Below are 22925 nucleotides of genomic sequence, written 5' to 3'. Positions count from 1 at the left end.
CAAGGCGGGACTTTCTTCTCGCGCATGCAATGCCAATTCGCTTGGTAGCGCATAGGCGTTACTGAAGTATTAACAAAACAATTGTCTGACACCAGGCATTGTTAACTGATTTGTAAAAAAACAAGGTTATCGTGCACAACTATAAAGTCTTATATCCAGTAATTGTTTTGGCTTTCAGCTTTCCATTAGCAACGTTGGCAACTGAACAACTGAATTGGCGTGGATTTGCAGAATTAAATTACGACAAGTTTCCCCAATTTATGGGAAATAATAATGGCGATGAATATACCAATCCCAGGCAAGTACAGGATTCCGGTACCGGCAAACTTCAACTGGAGACAGGTTATTCGCCTGCAAATTCCAGATTCAGTTTTAACAGCCGTGTGTACATCCGTTATGACACAGAAAATTCCGACAAGAATGACGAGCGCTTCGATGAACTCTGGTTGCACTATTCATTTCCCGAGTGGGATATAAGGGTAGGAAACCAGCTTGTAACCTGGGGCAGTGTGGAAAGTGTGAGCCCGCTTGATGTGATAAATCCACGCGATTACGAAGAGGATATTGTTGAACCCATAAAAATGGGTACACCGGCGCTTCGTGGCCGCCGACGTTTTTCCAGTAGCGAGCTCACTTTTTACTGGCTTCCTTATTACCAGCCGTCCATTTACGTAGGGCCGCAATCTTTCTATGCCATAGGGGGCGGGTTACCAAATGATTATCCCGAATCGGAATGGCAAAGCAACCAATATGCTGCACGGTATTTTTTTAACGGCGACGGTTATGACATAGGTATTAGTTATCTGGATGCCTATGAACGAAATGCCGGATTTGATTTGGATGAATTTACGCAGCGCATGATTGGTACTACCTACCAATCCAAACGTTTTGGCTTTGAGGCAACTTACACACTGGATGAAATGATACTAAAAAGCGAGATTGTTTACCGTACCAGCAACGAACCGGACAACGAGCATACATGGCTTTACGCGCTGGGCGCTGAGTACACCGCCAGTTCATTGATAGCCCATTCAGACCTCACTCTTTTTGCTGAATATTTAGCGGCATCATCCAATGCGAAAGATTTTGAATTAATGCAGGACGATATTTTTGTGGCAGCACGCTGGACATTTAACGACTTGTATCAACAGCGTCTCCAGTTGGGTTACTTCATGGACCTGGATAATACGTCTGCGTATGCCTTGCGTGCGGAATACAAAATCAGCCCCATAGAAAGTTGGGATGTTGGATTGCGTTACACAGCAACACGACGTTATTACCCAAGCCCCGAACACACGGAAAGTGATACCAGTGTTTACAGATTGTTTTTACGTGTGTCGTTTTAGATTGGCCGGCTAATGAATAACCGGAACACATCAAATTATTAAATAGGTCCATTATGAATAGAAATAAATTCATTGATAATTATGCGGAATGGATAATTAAAAATCGCATAGTCGTCATTATTGTTACCTTGTTAATCACTTTCGGTATTTCAAATCATGCCGGAAAAATCAGCTTTGATACTAACTATAAAATCTGGTTTGAAAAAGATGATCCCTATCTGGCCCAACATGAAGAATTCCTGAAAGAGTTCGGCAATGATGACAATTTTGTTGTCGGCTTTGAAGATCCTGCAGGTATTCTTCGCCCTGAAGCGATTGAGTCCATACAGCGATTAACAGAAAAACTCTGGCTGGTTCGTGGAGTCATCAGGGTTGATTCTATTTCTAATTACCAGGCCGTGCGTGCAACTGAGGATGGATTGTCTATTACCGACCTGTTTCCAGCTGATGAGGAGATTACCCCTGAGGTAATGGAGAAAGCTAATCGCTATATAGATTCTGACCCGTTGATTGTGGGATCACTTATCAGCACCAATAAAAAGGTCGGTGTGATTCGCGGTAAATTTGCACCTAACGCCATTAATCCCGAGTTACCTGCTGCAGTTTATGCACAAATGCAGGAGATACTTGCAGAAGAAAAAGCACTTACCGGCTATGAATACCATATTGCCGGAGGTCCGATTACCGATGTTGCATTTGATCAGGTTGCCCAGGGCGATATGGGCACATTAATGCCAATTTTGTTATTGGTGATGATCGGCATACTGACGCTGATGTTTTTCTCTTTTTGGGCGGTCGCTATTCCATTATTTGTTGCGATCCTCACCATTGCTTCAACCATGGGTGTTAGCGGCTTCCTCGGCTTCAAACTGGATGCAGTAACTGCATCATCTCCACAATTGTTGTTAGGTATTACCGTAGCAACTGTCATGCATCTGCTCTCGACATTTTTCGATTGCCGTCGAGCAGGCTTAACCTCAAAAGAAGCAGCCGAAGAAGCCATCAAAGACAACATGGTTCCCATACTGTTAACCAATTTTGCAACAGCATTGGGCTTCAGCAGTTTTATGGTCGGCAATATTGTTCCTGTTACCCTGCTCGGTTTTATGGCATGTGTAGGATCAATTTTCCTTACTTTCCTGGCGCTCACACTCGTACCGGCCATCCTGAGTTATTACCCGTCCAAATTGCGCGCCTCCCCCATTGCGATGATCGGATTGTCTGCCAAATTGCGCAATATCGGTGCCTGGTCTATTGAGCGTCCCAAAGCAACCATTATGACCTGGTCGGTCATTATTATTACAGCAGCGACCTTGATACCCAGCGTCAAAGTAGACTCCAACCCGACACTCTATTTTAAAGAAGGCTATTGGTTTCGCGATGCCATTAATTTTATGGAACAAAAAGGATCCGGTGGTGCTGTGTATGAAATCGTTGTGCGTGGTAATGGTGAGGATGCCATCAAGACAGCGGAATACATGCAAGACCTGGGAAAATTAACCCACTATTTGGAAAAAGAATCGCCAGGCGATTTTAGAAGTGTCTATTCGCTTTCCACCATTGTAAAAAACATCAACAGGTCCATGCATGGTGATGATCCGCAACAACATATCTTACCAACAGATGCAGCAACTATTGCGCAATATTTATTGTTGTATTCCTTGTCGGTACCTGTGGGACAGGACTTGAATGACCGCATGAATGTCGATAGTTCCGCATCGCGAATTACGGTGGTAAGGCCATTGGTTTCTACCAAGCAAAGCCGTGAAATCATTGATTCCATTTCGACATGGGCCGCTGCAAATTTAACGCACGCAAAAATTGAGTTTACGGGCCGCGATGTGCTCTATACCAACATGGGCAACAACCTGACTGACAGTATGCTCAGTTCAATTATTTACGACATTCTCATTGTCATTCCGCTACTGCTGTTGATGTTCCGTTCAAAAACTGCCGGGGTAGTCAGTGTATTTGCCAACGTAGGTCCATTAATTATTGTGGTGGGATTCATGGGGCTGTCCGGCATTATGCTGGATGTAGGAACCTTGATGGTCGCCTGTCTGGGCTTGGGAATTGCCGTGGATGATACCGTTCATTTGCTATCGCACTATTACAAATACCGCGCGCAAAACCAGCCTGCTAAAACTGCAACGCTCAACACTATTCAACATATAGGTGCACCAGCAACTATGACCACCATCACGCTGATGTGCTCCTTCATGGTGTTCATGATGGCGGATTTCAATCCCAATTTTTATTTCGGTCTCTTAATCAGCATGATCATATTTATTGCTTTGGTAGCAGACCTGACTCTTACCCCTTCAATGCTCACCTGGCTTGATGGAAAGAAGGAAACAGACAGTAATGAAGCGACAAATGGAGAGATACAGCAGCCAGTAGTGCAGCAAATAAGTAACGACAAGGTCCCCGAGCCCATTTAGCGTTACTGCCCGGAGCTACTCCCGATTAATTGCAAAGGTTATTTAAAAATGGGAAAGAAACCTGTTAACGGAAATAAAGCAACAAATGTTCGCAAGCGTAAAAATGAAATGACTTCTACAGCGATGGCGCACATTATTGGTGAGCCACTTAAGGGAATATTGAACCCGCAAGGTTCACTCGCGGATATATTGTTGAAAGCGATCACCACTGACGAAAAAATTATTTTCGTGTATTCAGACGGTACAGAAAATCCGGTTTCCTATCGGGATCTGTTTCACGTCGCCAAAGCAAGATTGGGCGGCCTACGTGAAAAAAATATTCCGATAAATCAGGCGGTCATTCTCGTATTTAACGAAAGTTCCGATTTTGTGGTGACTTTCTGGGCATGCATCCTGGGTGGTTATATCCCGGTTCCCATGGCTTATCCGATGTCATTTACCAGCGACAATGCCACCTTGACCAAATTGATGGGGGCATGGAATCAACTGGGGCGTCCGGCCATCATTACCGACAGCACTTTTTGCGAAAAACTGGAGGATCTCAAGGCATTAACGCAAGAACCACTGCTGGACGTATGGCTGGAAAAGTCTCTGGATATACAACAGGAAAATGTCCAACTTTCTCCCACCAATTGTGATGACATAGCGTTGATTCAGTACAGCTCGGGCAGTACCGGAGCCCCCAAAGGCGTTGCGCTTTCCCATAAAAATTTAATTACCAATATAGAAGCCATGATGGTCAGTTGTGGCTGGATAAGCGGTGAAAAATTTATTTCATGGATGCCCTATAGCCATGACATGGGATTAATCGGACTCCACCTGTTTCCGATGGCATGTGTGACCACACAAATTAATTTAACACCGCAAACGTTTGTAAGGCGCCCCTTGCTGTGGCTGGAGAAAATTGCTGAACACAAGGCAGCACATACAGGCGCACCGAATTTTGGTTATCGCCTGGTGTTGGACCGTATTACTAGCAAGCATTTGGAAAAACTGGATTTATCCTGCTTGCGCAAACTCTATAACGGCGCAGAACCTATTTCTGTACCCTTGATGCGCGAATTTATCGAGACCTTGAAGCCCTGCGGATTCAAGGCCTCCACCATGTACCCTGTCTACGGTATGGCTGAAGCGAGCCTTGCGGTTAGTTTTCCGCCGGCAGATTCAGAGCCCCTGGTTCATTCCATTTTACGTTCCAGAATTGCAGCGGAGTCATATATAGAAGATGTCGCTGAATCTGCTGATGACAGCATGTTGGTGGTCGACGAAGGATTCCCGGTCAACGCCATTGAAATCCGCATTGTGGATGAAAAAGGCAACCTGTTGCCTGAAGGCCAGGTGGGCCATATACAAATTGCGGGCGATAATGTCACGCGCGGCTATTTCAATAATGAGGAAGCCAACCGGGAATGTTTCGATGGCAAATGGTTAAAAACCGGTGACTTGGGTTTCATCCGTAACAAGCGTTTAAGCGTAACCGGCAGGGCCAAGGATATTGTTATTGTTAATGGGCAAAAATATTTTGCTTACGATATAGAATTTTATGCGGGGCAATACCAAGGGTTAACACCGACCAAAATTGCAGTGTGCGGTTGGCATGACCCTGCATCAAACCGTGAAAAAATTGTCCTGTTTGCTATTACCAAAGGAAGTGCGGGCGATCGTAAAAAACTGCGCGATCTGTTTGCTGAGGTTTGGAAAGGCATTAATGATGTCTTTTCCATTTCACTGGATTGCATAGTTACCGTAAAAAATATTCCGCGGACGACCAGCGGAAAGCTGCAGCGCTATCAATTGCGTGAAGCATTTATCGCCGGTGAATTTGCCACAGAACATTGTTTTTTTGTTGATGAGTTTCTTTCGGTTTCTCCAGCTTCCGCAGCACGGTTACAAGATACCGTTAGCAGCACCAAAACCGCAGATGAAATTAGCGAGTTGGTGCATGCCTGTTGGGCATCTGTGCTTGGCTATCCCGGCACTTCTTTTACACAGGATGATCATTTCAGGAGCCTGGGTGGCACATCTATTAAAGCGGTCCAGTTGTTAGGATTGCTGGAAGAAACATTTGCCACACGCTTGAACCACGAATTTTTGTTGCAGTGCCGAAATATTCGTGAAATGGCAACATACCTTCTCAATCATCTGGCCAGGGATAATCATGCCGATGTTGGAGAAACGCCTATTTCCACCAATGTCACTGATCAAGACGAAGATATAGCCATCATCAGCATGGCGTGCCGGTTCCCGGATGCCAATTCCCCGGAGGATTTTTGGGAGAACCTGCTACAGGGTCGCGATTCGATTAAAGATATTCCTGCAGATCGCTGGAACACAGAATTATTTTTTGAAAAGGGTGCAAAGGTTTCGCCAGGAAAAACCAATTCCCGCTGGGGTGGATTTGTTGCACAGGCATTCGATTTTGATCCGGGGTTTTTCAATATCCCGGAAGAGGAAGCACGGATCATTGATCCACAGCAACGCCTGTTCCTGCAGGCCTCCTGGGAAGCGATGGAAAATGCGGGCTACACCGGAGCGCGGATTGATGGCCGCAATGTCGGTGTGTTTGTCGGCGCAAGCCACAACAATTATATGGAACACCAGGTCCATCGCGTTGATTATGAAAGGCTCAAGCATTTTGCAAGCCTGGAGCAATTATCGGAAGCGCAAAAAGCGGCGCTGTTAGGGGAATGGAAAAACTGCTTTGGCGATGTCGAGATAGAAACCAATTCCGCAGTTAATAATATTTTAAATATGATTGCGGCGCGGGTTTCCCATTTCCTGAATTTAAAAGGCCCAAGCCTGACCATAGACACAGCCTGTTCTTCTTCGTTGGTTGCAATACATCTTGCGTGTGAAAGCTTGCGGCGCGGCGAATGCGAAATGGCGATCGCAGGCGGCATCAACCTTAACATAACGCCAACGCCCTATATTTTATTTTCCAAGGCAGGTGCCCTTTCCCCGACTGGCCACTGCAAAGTATTTGATGAATCCGCCGATGGATTTGTACCCGGTGAAGGGCTGGGAATAGTCGTGCTAAAACCCTTGTCCCGTGCGATTAAAGATGGCGACCTCGTGCATGCTGTTATCAAACGCTCGTTCGTAAACAATGATGGGCGATCCCTGGGAGTGATGGCTCCCAATCCGGATGGACAGCGTGTTGCCATTGCCAGTGTCTATCACGACGATAAATTACCGGCGAAAAGCATTCAATATCTGGAAGCCCACGGTACCGGGACGGTTATAGGCGACCCAAGTGAAATCAGGTCGCTTTCACAAGTATTTGCGGAAAAAAATGTTCCCGCTGCAAATTGCGTGGTTGGATCGGTGAAAGCCAATATCGGACATTTATTAAGTGCAGCCGGTGTCGCGAGTTTAATTAAATTGATCATGGCATTGAAACATAAAAAAATGCCGCCCAGCTTGCACATTAAAACGCCCAACCCGCAATTGAATTTACCGGGTACTGCATTCCGCTTGCTCACCGAACCCAAAGTATGGGAAGCGCCGGCGACTGGAGCGCGCCGTGGTGCGATCAATTCATTCGGGTTTGGTGGTACCAATTGCCATATGGTTGTTGAGGAAGCGATTAATACAACTCCATCCAATGAGCGGCTGCAAAGGCCACTACATCTGCTGTGTGTTTCCGCACGCACACAGGAAGAATTGATTAAACGCGCAGGTAACCTTGCTGATTATTTATTAAGGCACGCGGAAAATGTTTCCCTTACCGATATTTGTTTTTCGCAATACAACCGCAGCAATCCTTTCGCACACCGGACTGCATTTGTTGTAGAAGATATTGAAGACGCGATCGGACAATTAAAGGGAACGACCGGTTCCTCATTGGTACAATCTGCACCCAAATATACCCTTATGTTCACCGGACAAGGTGCGCAATACATCAATATGGCAAGGCAACTTTATGAAACCTTGCCGCAATACAAAAAAATATTGGATGAATGTGCCGCTGCGTTTAACGAACATTTGGATACCTCTATCATTTCTTACATTTATGAAAGCAAGGATGCCGATTTACTGGCCCAAACCTGGCTAACACAACCGCTGATTTTTGCTATCGATTATTCGTTAGGAAAATTGTTACTGGAATGGGGTTTGAAGCCTACCGCTATGCTCGGCCACAGCGTGGGTGAATATGCTGCCGCTTGCCTGGCAGGTGTAATGAGTTTGCGTGATGCAGCACGCATAGTCGCCGCGCGCGGGAAATTGATGTACGAACTGCCCGAAGGCGGCGGCATGCTGGCCGTGTTTGATTCGATGGAGTCCCTTGCATCCAAGCTCACACCATTTGAAAACCAGTTGTGGTTCGCTGCGCACAACGGCAAATATCAAGTTATTGCAGGCAAGTCCGATGCGCTGAAGATTTTGCAAGAGCAGCTGCAATTGACCGGCAAGGTCTGCAAGCCCCTACCGGTTTCTCATGCGTTCCACACTCCCTTGCTTGATCCAATGCTGGATGAATTTGTAAAGGTTTTAAACAGCGTTCAATTTAATGCACCAACAATTCCATTGATTTCCAACCTGGGTGGTAAATGGATAGACCAGCAAATACCCGATGCGCGTTATTGGAAAGAGCATGTATCAGCGCCGGTTTGTTTTGAACAAAGCATCAACCTGGCCGTCGACATGGGTATCACCGCATTTATTGAATGCGGGCCGGATAAAGTCCTGGCAAACCTGACCAAAAGCTTTTTGGATCGACCGGAAATAAAAATATTTTCGTGCCTTGATCGCAAACGTGGCGATTGGGAATCTTTACTTGCCACTATGGCAGGTTTATTCACCCAAGGGATTGAGTGGGATTGGCAGGCATTTGACGCTGACTTTTTACCGAAAAGAATCAGCTTGCCGACCTATCCGTTTACCAATAACACTTATCGTATTGCAACGAATGATCGCCACGGTGCGGCTCAAGCGGAGCCAGCGGTATCCCCTGCCCCGGTAAATATTGTTAATGAGAATATCACTGTAAAAACAGCAACCCGTACACAACCACAGAATTCATTTGCTAAAGTGAATCCGGTTCCATTTAACTGGAACCGGATTGTCAGTGAAATGATCGCCCGCCATTTGTCGATCCCGGTTGACCAGCTTGATCTATTTAAGAACTTTAATGACCTTGGGATGGATTCAGCCACTGCAGTGCGCTTGTCAGAAGAGCTGGCTGAACTGGTGCAGGAACAACTTTCGCCCACGTTATTGTTTGAATACCAATCGCCTTCTGCATTGGCCGATTATTTGAAAACCTGTTACGGACAATCAATTACAGCCAAACCGGCGCTGGACATACCTTTGCACACCGGCAACACAACAAAAGATGTTGATGCTGGTTCCCATTATCGCGATCAGGATATTGCCATTATAGGTGTTGGTTTGCGTTTACCCGGGGCAAATAATATTGATGAGTTTTGGAAAGTTCTTATCGAAGGCAAGACACAAATACGCGAGGTGAATCCCGAACAATGGTCACTGGATGATTATTTCGGCAAGGGGCAACTAAACCACACTTCCTATTCAAAATGGGGCGCGTTTATTGACCGCGCTTATGACTTCGATCCAATGTTTTTTGGTATCTCGCCACGCGAAGCGGAAGTCATGGATCCGCAACAACGTTTATTCCTCGAGGTCGCATTTGAAGCATTACAACAATCGGGTTACGGTGGTGAGTTCCGTACGCGCGACATAGGCATTTACGTCGGTTGCGAACAAAACCATTACGGTGAACATTTTATTCTTCACCAGCGTTACCACGCGCTTTGCAATCGCTTTAAGGAAGCACCCTGGTTTAACGCACTCAGCCAGAGCGATCAATTTAATTTGTTGGAAACACTCAGGGATGTCATAAATCCGGCGGAATTAATTTCTGATGCAGTAGCGGGTAACGGTTTAAATGAAATTCCTGCACGCGTTAGCCATTGGCTGGATCTGCGCGGCCCCAACATGACTATTAATACCGCGTGTTCCTCTTCATTGGTTGCCGTACATTTAGCATGTGACAGTTTGCGGCGCGGCGAATCTAAAATGGCCATTGCCGGTGGTGCATATTTAACAGGCAATGACAGTCCTTTTGTTTTCCTGAGCCGTGTTGGAGCACTCTCCCCCACCGGCACCTGCTCCCCATTTGACGAAAAAGCAAATGGGATGGTGTTGGGTGAAGGCATTTCCGCTGTTGTGTTAAAACCATTAAAAGAGGCAGTTGCAGATGGTGATTGCATAATGGCAGTCATTAAAGGCTCTGCTGTCAACAATGATGGCCATTCCAATGGCATAACCGCACCAAATCCGCGTGGTCAAGCCGATGCCTTATGCAAGGCGTACATCAATGCGGGTATTTCACCGGAGCAAATCAGTTACGTGGAATGCCATGGAACGGGCACACCATTAGGTGATCCGGTTGAACTGGAAGGGATGACACAAGCCTATCGCAAGTTCACAGCAAAAAATCAATTCTGTGCAATAGGTTCGCTCAAATCCACCTTCGGACATATGCTGTCTGGTTCCAGCGTCCCCAGCTTGATTAAAGTTGTACTGGCGTTGCGCAATCGCACCATTCCGCACACGGTAAATTTTGAACAGGCCAATGCCCATATTAATTTTGCAGCGACGCCTTTCCATGTGATCAGTGGCCGTCCACAATCCTGGCAACCTCAGGGTGAGCAACCGTTACGCGCAGGCGTTAATTCCTTCGGCTTTGGCGGCACCAACTGTCACATGATCCTGGAGGAAGCGCCCGTTATCGAGCCAGGCAATGCAGTCCACGGAAAGCAATTATTATTGTTGAGTGGACGCACACAAAATGTATTGCAACAAATTGCTGCACGCTTACGCCAATGCCTGGTTGATAATGCGCACTATAGCCACACGCAAGTGTGCATCAGCATGAACGGCAGCCAGCGCGAGCTCGCTTTTAAATCGGTACTGATTGTTGATAGCCGTGATGATTTGCTCCACAAACTGGAAGCATTAGCGTCCGGCCAACCGCAAAACAATATTCAAACGCGCAAAACCAATCCAAAACTTTCTCCCGACGTCTATTGGGTACTGGATGGAAAAAATCCATTCAATGCCCTGGAGATTGATGAACTGATTGAACGTTTCCCACAGTTCCAGCAAATTTGTAACGAGTGTAAGGAATATCACTCTCAAGTTATGCAAAGGAGCAATCTGCTGAATCAGTCTCATCTGGATGAATTGATTTATGCATTTGCTGTGCAATACGCACTGGGACGGATTATTGCGAGTGCCAATATTATTCCCGCTGGAATTTTTGCAGAAGGAATTGGTGTGCTGGCGGGCGCGTGCCTCACCGGTATTCTGTCATTAAAACAAGCCATCGAAGTGCTCCTGAGCCTAACTCTTGGTAAACATGACCTGCATGATTTAATTGCCGGTGAAGATCATCATTCCGACGGCATTCCCTGCCCCTTGATTTTGTCCGGAACAACCATTCAGGGCGCACCCGAACAAGTCGCCTTACAACTGATCGGTTATTTACAATCACCGCGATCGTTAACTCCGCAGGACATCCAGCCTTTTATAAAAACCGACGCCATGCTGCTGCATCTTGGCAGGTCGGCGGATTTGGCTGTGCAATTGTCCGTTACCGATAATCCCAACTGGCTTGCCCTTAGCTCAACCTCTTCTGCGGTAGAAAGCTTATTGCAATTGTTTGGCTCACTGTATTTGGGTGGTGGGACTTTTGATTCAAAACCGCTGATTCCCAACGGTGTGCGTAAAGTGATATTGCCAACCTATCCGTTTGAAAATAAACCGTACCGTTTTAAACCCTTAGCCATCAAGCAAGGGGCTGCGAAAGCACCTGCCATTGCTACCGTAGCTGAGACCAGTGCACTCAAAACCTTAATTCCTGTGGCTCCAGCATTCGATGGGCAACAACTGATTCCGCTGGCGAGTGCTTTTATGACCGCAGAAGAACGCAGCAGGGCATCCTACTTGTTGCAGCAGGAACTGAAAGATTTAATCGATTAACTGCCGGCAAATTATCCCGCCCGGAACGCGCCATTTGCGAAGGAAACAGAATATGAATAGTGTAGCCATGATCCAGAAAAATATTCGTCACGCCGTAGCTAATATTACTGGTCACCATCCAGATGACATCGAATCGGATATGTTCCTGGAAAGCGATTTAGGTGTAGATTCCATCAAAATGGTGGAGTTGGTGCAAAGCCTGATTGCTATTGTTCCCAACGAATATAAAAACCAATTTACCGATAATGTTCCACTTGACCAACTTATGCATCTGCAAAGTATTGCAGAGATAGAAGATCTGTTTTCACGGTATCTGCTCGCAGAAAACACCAGTCATTCGTTATCAGCAACAGAAGCTGCATCGCCGGCAGTGATACCTGAAATTACACTGGTACCAGCAGCTCCTTTCCATGCAGCTGCGCCTGTCACCACACAGCTTTCCTCAACAGCGCTGGAGGAAAGACTCTTCAACCTGATCAGTAACATTACCGGCCATGAAGCTGCAGATCTGGAGCTGGATTTATTTTTGGAAAGTGATTTGGGTATTGATTCCATAAAAATGGTGGAGTTGAGTCAATCCCTGTTAGGTTTGGTGCCCGCAACACAACAGGAAAAATTTTTAAACCAAACACCTGCCGATCAAATGATGCACTTGCAAAGTTTGCGCGAAATAGTTGACTTGCTAACTCCATTCCAGGATGAAGGCACTGTGGCAAACAATAGCGCTCCTGCTGCCGTGAAGTTTGAACATTTACTTCACTCGCCACCGTCCAAGGATATCACTACAGAACCGGTGGAAATACTTCCATCCCAATATGTGTTTCTGGTATCTCACTGGGTAGTATCAACCTGTAGTTTATGCAGCCATGTTCGGGTAAAAGGTGCATTGGATATGGCGGTTGTGCGCCGATGCTGGAGCAGCTTGCTGGAACGCCATCCGGCGCTTCGCAGTCATTTTATTATTCCCGCGCACGCTACCAGTTTTAAAGATTATCGTTACGAGATTCCGTCGTCGGTAAACACACCTGAGCTAGCGGTAAAGGATTTATCAACTCTTTCCGTCGCGCAGCAAGCCCAGGAAATCACCGATGAAGTAGAACGCCGGATTAATCACCAATGGGATTTGAACTCATCGCTATTACACGCATTCTTTGTTTGCAGGTTAGCTAATGAAGTGCATGAAATATTTTTTACCAATCATCATTTAATTTCAGATGGGTTGGGCAATCAACAAGTCATTCGCGAATTCCTCGAACTTTATGCTGCCTATGCAACGGGAACTGTACCAGCACTTGCGCCGGCGACCAGCATTCACGACTACCGGCATTTAGCGCGCACCATCAATCAATGGCATAACCTGGAAGAGGATGAGGCCCTCAATACGATGTTGCGCCGCCAGGGCAAACAATCGTTCGTATGGAACCCTTCAGGTTCGGCACGCGCTACTGCCAGGGCAAAATGCCGCAATTACCGCTTCCAGCTCGATGCACAAACGACGGAAAAATTATTGCGCTTAACCGGCGAACTGCGTGCGTCCATGAATGCGTTTTTGGTGAGTGCTTATTTGCGCACCGTCTCGGCATTCGTGGACACCAACCAGCCCATTTTTTTGAATATTCCAACCAGCGGACGTTTATACGGTGATGTGGATGCAACTGGCATCGTGGGATGTTTTGCGCAAAACCTTGCGCTGGATTTTGCCATGCCAACCGCAGAAGAAACCTGGGCTGACCTTGTTGGGCGTGTGAATACTACTATCGAGGATGGCATCGCATCCGGTTGCGACCGGGCCCAAACCCGCCAAGCAGCCATAGCCATTAAGGAGCGGATGCAATTAAAAGATGGCGCCATTCCTGAATCCCACGGTAATTTAATTCGCATGGGAATGAAGTCCAATTTATTCCTGCCCTACATAGGCCACACACATTTGAAAGAGGTTTATGGCCCACTGCAATTAATGGATTACCAGGCCGCTACCGTTACCAACGCCGGTACGCTTGATACCGTGATTGAGGTATTCCACGGTCGATTGGAAATGACTACCAATTACGATGCAAACCATTACTCGCAAGATTTTGTGACTGCAGTTGCAGATGAATTATTACGGCAACTGAAATCCCTAGCGAATGCCCAAGCCAATACTATTACCAAAATAACTTCCGCAAAATATTATTCAATGGATGATGCCGCGGCGCTGTTATCGCTCGCAAGCCAGGTTATGGGCCGTCAGTTGGGCCACCAGGATTTAACCCGCGACCTTGAAGCAGAGTTAGGGCTGGATTCACTGGAAAGGATCCGGATTATTTCGCGACTGATTGCACAGTCCGATGGGAGTTATGATCGGCGCGCGTTGCTGGCGTCACGAACGCTTGACAATATGTTATCCCTTACCGGGTCGGCCCATGCCGGTAACCCTATCACACCGGATGAAGCGATACCTTATGTACAAATAATCAACCAATGCAAAAAAACACCGGATGCGATTGCGATTTACACACCGGAAAACAGCATAACTTATGGTGAATTGCACAAAGCATCAAACCAAATCGCTCACTGGTTGCGTTTGCAAGGCATAGGCCGGGGTGATTTTGTGGGAGTCATGCTTCAACGTGGCCCAGCGATGATCACATCGCTGTTGGGTATCCTTAAAGCGGGTGCAGCCTATATTCCTTTGGATCCTGACTACCCTGCGGCGCGGTTGAGCTACATGTTGGTTCACTCTCGCGTCACAACATTAATTACAGATGCTTCACATAAATTGTTAATTGAAGAATGCACCGCACCCAGCACGCATCTAAAAAATATTTTATTAACCGACAACAATCCAACCACACTCAATACCCGCTGCAGAGTGATGGGTAGCCAGGCGTTACACGCTTGTTCAACACAAGATGTTCCCGTTGTAAGTGAGCAGGAAGATCCGATGGTGGTGCTGTACACCTCAGGTTCGACTGGCACGCCCAAGGGCGTTGTGTTGGCACACCGTGGTTACATAAATCGCCATCAGTGGCACCAGGCATTGTTTGCGCTACAACCGGGTGAGCGGGTCGCGCAAAAGACATCGGTATGCTTTGACATTTCGGTATGGGAAATTTTCTGGACATTGCAATTCGGTGGAACTATTTGCCCGGTATCTACCGCGCTATTGCGCGATCCATGGGCTTTATCCCAGTGGCTGCGCGAAACGCGAATTAATATTATGCATTTCGTGCCGTCACTTTTTGGCGAATTCCTGGAAGCTGTTGAATCCATTACCACTGCTTATCCCGACCTGCGCCATATTATTTTTAGCGGTGAAGCCTTACCAGTCATCCTGGTGCAACGCTGGTACTCACGCTTCGGTATGGGCACCAAATTAACCAACCTCTACGGCCCTACAGAAGCATCCATTGATGTGACTGCGTGGCAAATTGATTCAATTCCAGCATTAAACCAAAAACGCATCCCCATAGGTTTTGCAATGCCAAATGTTTATTTGTTGGTGTTGGATGACGATATGAAACCGGTGCCGCAAGGTGAAGTGGGACATCTTTGGATAGGCGGCATGCAATTGGCAATCGGTTATTTGCACGATGTTGAAAAAACCAATGAGGCATTTTGCATTAATCCCTTCAGCCATGTGGCCAGTACCAGAATTTATAAAACCGGTGATTTGGTTGCGCAATTACCGGATGGCAGTTATGACTATCGCGGTCGCGCCGATAGCCAGGTAAAAATTCGCGGCTATCGGGTTGAACTGGGCGAAATTGAAGCGGTGTTATTGCAGCATCCCATGATCAGGGAAACAGCGGTCCTTGCCCAGGACCAGGGTGATGGCCATTTGCGACTGGAGTGCTGGCTCGCCGGAAAAAATATCACCGATACGGAAATAAAAACTTTCCTCGCCGAAAAGTTACCGCACTACATGATTCCGCGCAGTTTTTCATGGCTTGATAGTTTACCCAAAAATCAAAACGGAAAATTGGATCGCAAAGCGCTGGCGGCATATGGCAAGACAACTCACCCAGTCACATCGGACAGTCGCGAAAATGTGATTCCAACAGAAGAAGCCGCTGTTACCAGTGCCCTCACCTATCCACTTAGTCCGGCACAACATTGGCTAGTCAGCTATTTTGATGAACCTTATTTATGGGCAGGCTTTACACGCTTCCGTTATTTAAACACGCTGGATATGAGCACGTTCAACAAAGCGTTAAACCTTCTTACCCAAAAACATATTGCGTTGCGCTCGGTTTTTTCACACAAAGGTGACCAGTGGCATCAACACTTCCCTGCACCGGCCATTCTTCCTCAGGCAGAATATTACGATGGCAGCCATCTTTCTGCACCAGCACGGGATGAACAAATCAAATCGCTTATCGTACAGCGTGTAAAAGAGTTGAATTTAAATTCACAAAAATTATTGTGGAATGTCATTGTCGTTAAGGAAGCAGAATCGCGCTACGATATTTGTGTCGTTGGCCATCATATTATTAGTGACATGCTTGGCAACGGCATATTGTTTAAGTCCTTATGGCAACTGTATAGCGATTGCCTGTCAGGCGATGCGAGCCAGGTGCAGGAAGAAAAAAACTCGTTTATTTCCTACCTTAATTCGCTGGAGCAATTGCAAACACGCGAGGCCAAAGCGAATTACATTGATTATTGGACCACGCAATTTCCTGCCAGCATGCCAGCGTTCCGCGTGCCGGTAGATATGCAGCAAGGTAATAATAGCGAAGCGTCATCCGCCAGCGAGGGCTTCCAACTCGATACCGCTGATATACACGCATTACAAAGCCTTCGCCAGCAGCACAATTGTTCGCTCTATACCTTGTTGCTGGCGCCGCTTTATTACGAGTTGGCAAAGTGGTCGGGCAACACCAACGTTGTGATTAGCCACCGGACCCACGGGCGTGATTTGGGCAATGGCAATACTTACTTTGATTGTGTAGGCAATTTTGCGATTAATTATCCGCTGGCGATTACTGTAAATCCCGCATCGGAATGGAACTCCATTATTGCCAGCATTCGCAACGGATTTGAAACGGTACCACTGAACGGCGTTAGTTATGATTTGGTTGCGAAAAACCTTCCATCCAGTTCATACCCGGACGACCGTTTAACCCCCATTCGCGCTAATTACCTGGGCGATCGCCGTTTACCACAAAGCCGTGTGTTTGAATTTGATGAAAGTAATTGGGATCAGCGTTTCTCGCTACCCGAACAAAAACGCAGTGCACAAATTGAAGTATTTTTTATTGCGAACGATGGGAAATTCAAAATTGAATTTTCGTATTCACGCAATATCCATCATGCACACACTATCCGACAATTGGGTGAGCGATACCTGGGAGCGTTGCGCCAAATGATATCAATGGCAACAATCCCTGCTGCCGCTACACCACCCGTACTCCTTGCCAAAGCTCCAGCGGTAATACAGGAAAATCCTGCATTACGCAGCCCAATAACGGGAAAACTGTCTGGCAAGGTTGCCATAGTAACCGGCGCCGGGCGCGGGATAGGTCGCATGATTTCTGCCATCCTTGCCGGTGAAGGGGCAAAAGTGGTGCTGGTCTCCCGCTCACCGCAGCAATTAGGCGAAGCACTGCAGGAAGTCAGGAATATAAGTGCTGATGCAATATCCATTTGTGCAGATGTGACCCAGGCGGAAGAGGTTGAGCGCATGGTCGATAAGGTTTTGGCGCAGTTTGGGAAAATTGACATTCTTATTAATAACGCCGGCGCAAATCGCTCAGCAATGCTGTCAGAATCAGACCCTAAAGAGTGGCGGGACGTTGTTGATATAAATTTGATGTCTACCTTTTATTGCTGCCGTTATGTGGTGCCGCATATGCAAAAAAACGGCAGCGGAAAAATCGTCAATATTGGTTCTGTGGCGAGTGTGATTGGCTACCCGTTGTTCAGCGCTTACTCCGCCAGTAAACATGCCGTGCTTGGCCTTACCAAAGCACTGGCAGAAGAAGTAAAACAGAACAACATCCAGGTCAATATTATCTGCCCCGCATTTGTGGATACACGCATGACCCCGCAAGCGTTCCGCTCCATATCCATGCCAACGGAACACGTTGCCAATGTTGTTTTGTTTTTGTCATCGACAGATTCCGATGGAATTACCGGCGAATCAATTAATGTATTTGGCAAACAAGATATGTATGCCTACGGCTCCGATAAATTGAAAATTGTCAAAGCCATGACCAGTGATTTTCGTCCGGGTGTGCCAGTATGAACTCCGTGAATAAACCAATGCGACATTCGCACTCGTTGATAGCGCTCTATGGCTTATCAGCGATTGCGGGTATTGCGATTGGTTTATTCAATCCGATGATTTCGGTGTTATTGGTGGATGCACAGTGGAGCGAGCTTGATATCGGCATTAATTCAAGCCTGTTCTTTCTGTGCATCACACTGGCAGCGCCCATAGCGCGATGGTTGATCAAATTTAAAAGCCCCCTGTTTCTTGCATTCATGGGGCTTTGCCTGACAGCAATAACCGCAATGTGTTTTCCTTATGCAACATCGGACACTGCCTGGAATTCATTGCGTGCCTTAATGGGAATGGGCGTTGGTTTTTATATGGTATCCGGGCAAATCCTTTTGCTCGCAAACGCACCGGATACGCAACGCACAGTGACCGCCTCATTACATGCGCTGGCTTTTGGTATTGGGTTGGGCGTTGGCCCATTAATAGGTTCCTTTTTATATAGCTTTTCTCCTGAAGTGACTTTTATTGTGGGCGGGTTGATTGTCTTATCAGGCATTCCGCTAACGTATTTCATTGAGGATGTAAAAGGAATAACCATCGGCCGGATGAAATGGCAACTGGCCAAACAAATTTCTATCCCCTTGCATGCAATATTCGCCTATGCAATTGCAGAGGCAACACTGATGACCTTGTTCCCGATTTACATGCTGGAAAAGGGCTATTCGGTGCAAGTCATGAGTTTTGTTTTCAGCGCATTTGTTATTGGCGGTATTCTTGGAACCTTACCGGTTGCTTATATTGCTGATCGATTCAGTAATTACTTAATGCTCGGGATTTGCTCACTCATTGGTGTTTTATCGGCAATGGGATTGGTTGTAGTAGCCAACACTCACTTACTTATTGCGCTCGCGCTATTGGCCGGAGCAAGCCTGGGTCCCATTTATGCATTAGCTATGGCGAGCATTGGCAATAAATTGCCCGCTGCAGATTTGGCGGCTGGCAGTATGCTATTTACATTTTGCTTTGGCGTAGGCACTACCCTCGCTCCCTGGCTTTCTTCCCTGGTGATGAAATTTGTTGGCAGTGAACATTTATTTAATTTGACGGCCGTTTTATTTATTAGCCTTTTGTTGCATTTACTATCAAAGCAATTGCGATTTGCACCCAGGTTGGAGTAACAGCATCCGATGCGGTCATTAACCAATCAGCCTGAGCAGCTTTTTAGAAATTCTCCTTTTGCGGTGCAATCCACGTGCGTGTTGGAAGACATTTATGGGCTGTATCCGGCCGAGCGGCAATTAGTGGCTACAGCAACTCCAAAACGACGGGCAGAATTTTGCGCAGGCAGGAATTGCGCGAGACAAGCGTTGGAAAATATTAGTAAAGGTTTTGTTCCGATATTGGCGGATATCCACGGCTGCCCGGTTTGGCCAGCAGGATTTGTGGGCAGTATCAGCCACACCGACCGTTACGCAATAGCCGTTGTTGCAAATTCAACGGATATCAATGCAGTTGGTGTGGATGTTGAATCATGGCGAGCAAGTTCAACCAGTTGGAAATCCATTGCAAGAATTTGCTCGCCCGCGGAACAAGCTTGGGTAAATTCTTTTTCTGTAAACGATCAACACCTCGCTGCACATATTGCATTTTCCATTCGGGAAGCCGTGTATAAATGTGTTTATTCGGCCGCCGGGATCAAGTTGGGTTTTGACCAGCTTGCGGTGAATATAGCGCAACCTGAAAATTCATTCCGTGCGCAAATTAATTCGACACAATTGATAACCCGTTTAAACGGTGTTTTCGGATTTAATGGAGATTATGTTTTTTCGGCAGTGTGGATACCTGCCTCCCGCTAAATAATTAATGATTGCATTAAAGGAAATATCATCATGAGCGCCAATGAAATTCATTTGAACCGTCGCAAGTTAATGCGCTACGCAGCAACCGGCACTGCGCTTGCCTCTGTCGGCGGACTGTCCGCATGGGCCACTACAGAACCGGCAATAAGCCCGGACTCGCCAGCCTATGCTTATTGGAACCACAGGGAAAAAAATGAACTTAGCGATATGGAGTTCCTGGTTATGTGCGCGACCCTCGCACCCAGCCCACACAACACCCAGCCCTGGCTTTTTAAAATATCGGGTGCCCGAATAGATATTTTTGCCGATAAGGCCCGTCACTTGAAAAACGCTGATCCCGGCTACCGCATGATGATCCTGGCGGTTGGCGCTGCGATTGAAAATTTGAATGTGGCGGCGCACCACATTGGTTACCAGGCAGCGGTTTCTTTGAATGATAGTTACACAGAGTTTCTATCGAACGGTTATTGCGCCAGTGTTGCGCTTAGCCAATGCTGCCCTTCCCCCACGCCTTATTTTGAGGCTATATTTAACCGGCAAACAACTCGCACCGCATTCGACTTGAGTAAACCGGTAAGCCATCTATTCCTGGAAAAGCTCCAGCAGCAAGCCATTGAATTTCCGGGAATTGGCCTCGAGTGGATTAAAAAGCAAGCCGGTCGCGATCCTATAGCCTACATTGTCCGGGATTCTGCCAGAAGCTACCTGACTGATGCTTGCCATCGCGACGGTATGGACTGGTTCCGCATCACCCGCAACCAGTGGGAAACTAAAGGGGATGGTATTGCAATTTTTAATGGCGATGCACCGGCAGCCATTAAACGCTACGTGGAGCTGCTGGTTTCCCCGGATGATTTATTACAAACTGCCTTTAAGCAAGGCGAGATCGACAGTGTTGACCGCTTATCCGCTGCAACGCCTATGTGGGGAGTTATTACTACCAAAGCGGATAGTTTTCAGCAAAAATTGCTGGCCGGACAAATGGTAGAGCGAGTTTACCTGGAGGCAAGCATGAGTGGCCTGGCAGTTCAACCCCAATGCTATCCCACAGAAACGGCAGACGGCATAGCCAGATTAAAGTCCCAACTCAACCTCGCCGACGGCACAGAACCTTTGTTTGTATTTCGCCTGGGCCATTCAAACCATATTGCCAAGTCGGTGCGCCGAAACGTAAAGGATGTTATGTTGACCTGACACCCTGAACTGATTTGTAACACACGTGATTTAGCAAGGTCATTTGATCCAAGGGAGTTTTTATGAGCGTCGTTGAATACCTTAAAGGCAGGGAACGCCTGTTGCGCAAACAATTGGGCAGTGTGGAACTAAAAAGCCGCATTGAACCATCGTTACGAGTACTGTCTGAACGCTTGAGCCAAACTATCAACCACACGTTGAACACACCCTGGCTGGGAAAATTTGCGCTGCTGCTTGAACGCGAGCAACAAGCAGAAACGGTTGTTACTCCTGAAGCCAGGGCGTTTTACAACAAATGGCGCGAACGTATTGACCAGGAAACCCATCTCGGTGATTGGTTATTGATCGACCAGGATCGAATTAACCAGTTTGCATTTGTCACGGAAGATGACCAATGGATTCACACCGACGTCGCCCGGGCCGCCAAAGAGTCTCCCTTTGGTACAACCATCGCTCACGGCTTTCTCACCCTGGCGATGCTCCCCAAGCTTACCCAATCCGCCACTAATCCCTATCCTGAAGCACGCATGCTGGTTAACTATGGGATGAATACAGTCCGCTTTCCCTACCCCGTCAAAGCCGGATCAAAAGTGCGTGCCCGCATCCGGTTAAAACAGGTCGAAGTCTCCAAGCGCTATGTGGACCTGATCAGCGAAGTCAATATCGAAATTGAAAACAGCAAGCGATTGGCTTGTGTTGCGGAAACGCTGTTGCGCGTTTACCTGTAACCCCGACCAACCTCTTTTCAGAAGGTTTCACCACGTGGATTAACTTTATTTCATCCATATAAATAACTCTCTGTATCATCAGGCATATCGATACCATCAAAATTTCCAATCTTTCGTACAATTTTTCCGCTCTGCTTGTTGAATATAGAGCGGATACACCTTTGCAAATGCTGTTGTGAAAATATTATGTTTAGGTATCGTTATTCTTTAAGCAACCCACCGACAAATTGAATCCGGATATTCTTATCTACCAGTTGCACTAGTCTCCTATTGAGCCGATCCGCCAAATGACCAGCCCGCAATAGCATGTTGACTTTTTCAATGCGCTGCCAAAAGAGTTTGACAAATCGATATACGTCATCGCTATCGAACTGACTGGTGCGCACTTGAAACGAGTCTACAATCGTCCAAAGGCGGAAGTTGAAGGATGGAAATGTTGGAGGAGTGTTCATACCTAATTTTGGCCGACCAAACTTAATGCTTGCCCAAGATTAAGCAAACATTAAGTTGAAGCTTCAAAAAATTAATCATCACAAAACACGCGCACTTTCTTTAACGCGATATCTACTTCTTTCTCAGTTTTTGCATGCATCGCTATTTCTTTTGCGGTATGACACTCAGCGGCATCTTCATAGGCAGCAGCGCGTACATGAGGGTGATACAATGCCTCGTGCTCAGGTTCCTCACAATAAACAGATGATACGCGACGAATATTGGCCGATTCTCCCTGCTCAATTGAAACACAATCACCCTCGGTGATTTCCTTGCTTTCAGAAACCAATTTCACGACTGAACCAGAGGTCAACTTCACTTGATACGAATGAGCCTTACGCTTGCCTTCAGCGATAGCGGTCAATATTGCTAACGCTGCCGCACCTTCAGCCGCATGTTTTGCCTTATCATGATTACTACTATGCTTACCGCTAGTACCCGCACCTATCAAGCCACCCGTGATGACTCCCTTACCCATATTGGAATCTACTTTTACATTTTCTACTTTTTCTACCACGCCATAATCGATCTGGGTGATATCGCCTTTTTTTGCAGCAAAGCTGGCAGTCGAAAGACCCGCAACAACGATTCCAAGAATCAATTTGGATTGAAGCAATTGCATATGCATCTCCTTAAATTAATAAAAATGTCTT

The 22925-nt window shown here is 46.7% G+C and carries 10 protein-coding genes; 8 read left to right on the top strand and 2 right to left on the bottom strand.

From position 1 onward, the window contains the following. Nucleotides 1-167 precede the first annotated feature (167 nt). From AC1RJL_RS01200 to AC1RJL_RS01165, 8 genes are all read left to right on the top strand, one after another. Nucleotides 168-1346 (top strand): hypothetical protein, encoded by a 1179-nt coding sequence (locus tag AC1RJL_RS01200; protein WP_492910918.1) that lies wholly within the window; start codon nucleotides 168-170, stop codon nucleotides 1344-1346. Nucleotides 1347-1399: 53 nt separating this feature from the next. Further along, nucleotides 1400-3787 (top strand): efflux RND transporter permease subunit, encoded by a 2388-nt coding sequence (locus AC1RJL_RS01195; RefSeq protein WP_492910917.1) that lies wholly within the window; start codon nucleotides 1400-1402, stop codon nucleotides 3785-3787. A 48-nt stretch (nucleotides 3788-3835) separates the two neighbouring features. Further along, the gene (locus tag AC1RJL_RS01190; protein ID WP_492910916.1) at nucleotides 3836-11794 is read left to right on the top strand and encodes a beta-ketoacyl synthase N-terminal-like domain-containing protein; all 7959 of its coding nucleotides are present in this window, start codon (nucleotides 3836-3838) and stop codon (nucleotides 11792-11794) included. A 52-nt stretch (nucleotides 11795-11846) separates the two neighbouring features. Next, nucleotides 11847-18023, top strand: a complete 6177-nt coding sequence (locus AC1RJL_RS01185) for an amino acid adenylation domain-containing protein (RefSeq protein ID WP_492910915.1) — start codon at nucleotides 11847-11849, stop codon at nucleotides 18021-18023. Continuing rightward, the gene (locus AC1RJL_RS01180) at nucleotides 18020-19177 is read left to right on the top strand and encodes an MFS transporter (RefSeq protein WP_492910914.1); all 1158 of its coding nucleotides are present in this window, start codon (nucleotides 18020-18022) and stop codon (nucleotides 19175-19177) included. Before AC1RJL_RS01185 ends, AC1RJL_RS01180 begins: the two co-directional genes overlap by 4 nt. A gap of 9 nt (nucleotides 19178-19186) precedes the next feature. Next, a complete protein-coding gene (locus AC1RJL_RS01175) occupies nucleotides 19187-19855 on the top strand; it encodes a 4'-phosphopantetheinyl transferase family protein (RefSeq protein ID WP_492910913.1) in 669 nt (222 codons plus the stop codon). Between the two features lie 33 nt (nucleotides 19856-19888). Further along, nucleotides 19889-21052 (top strand): nitroreductase family protein, encoded by a 1164-nt coding sequence (locus AC1RJL_RS01170; RefSeq protein ID WP_492910912.1) that lies wholly within the window; start codon nucleotides 19889-19891, stop codon nucleotides 21050-21052. A gap of 62 nt (nucleotides 21053-21114) precedes the next feature. Next, nucleotides 21115-21780 carry a MaoC family dehydratase gene (locus AC1RJL_RS01165; RefSeq protein WP_492910911.1) on the top strand — a complete coding sequence of 222 codons (666 nt, stop codon included), beginning with the start codon at nucleotides 21115-21117 and terminating at the stop codon, nucleotides 21778-21780. A gap of 200 nt (nucleotides 21781-21980) precedes the next feature. Here the strand turns inward: AC1RJL_RS01165 and AC1RJL_RS01160 are convergent, their stop codons facing one another. Both AC1RJL_RS01160 and AC1RJL_RS01155 read right to left on the bottom strand, forming a co-directional pair. Continuing rightward, on the bottom strand, nucleotides 21981-22232 hold the full coding sequence (locus AC1RJL_RS01160) for a hypothetical protein (RefSeq protein ID WP_492910910.1): 252 nt from the start codon (nucleotides 22230-22232) through the stop codon (nucleotides 21981-21983). A gap of 71 nt (nucleotides 22233-22303) precedes the next feature. Continuing rightward, entirely contained in the window at nucleotides 22304-22894 is a 591-nt protein-coding gene (locus tag AC1RJL_RS01155) for a hypothetical protein (RefSeq protein ID WP_492910908.1), read from the bottom strand. Between the last annotated feature and the right edge of the window lie 31 nt (nucleotides 22895-22925).

It is taken from the genome of Cellvibrio sp. GW822-FHT04B05, assembly GCF_058800985.1.
This window is presented reverse-complemented; position numbering and strand designations above follow the sequence as displayed.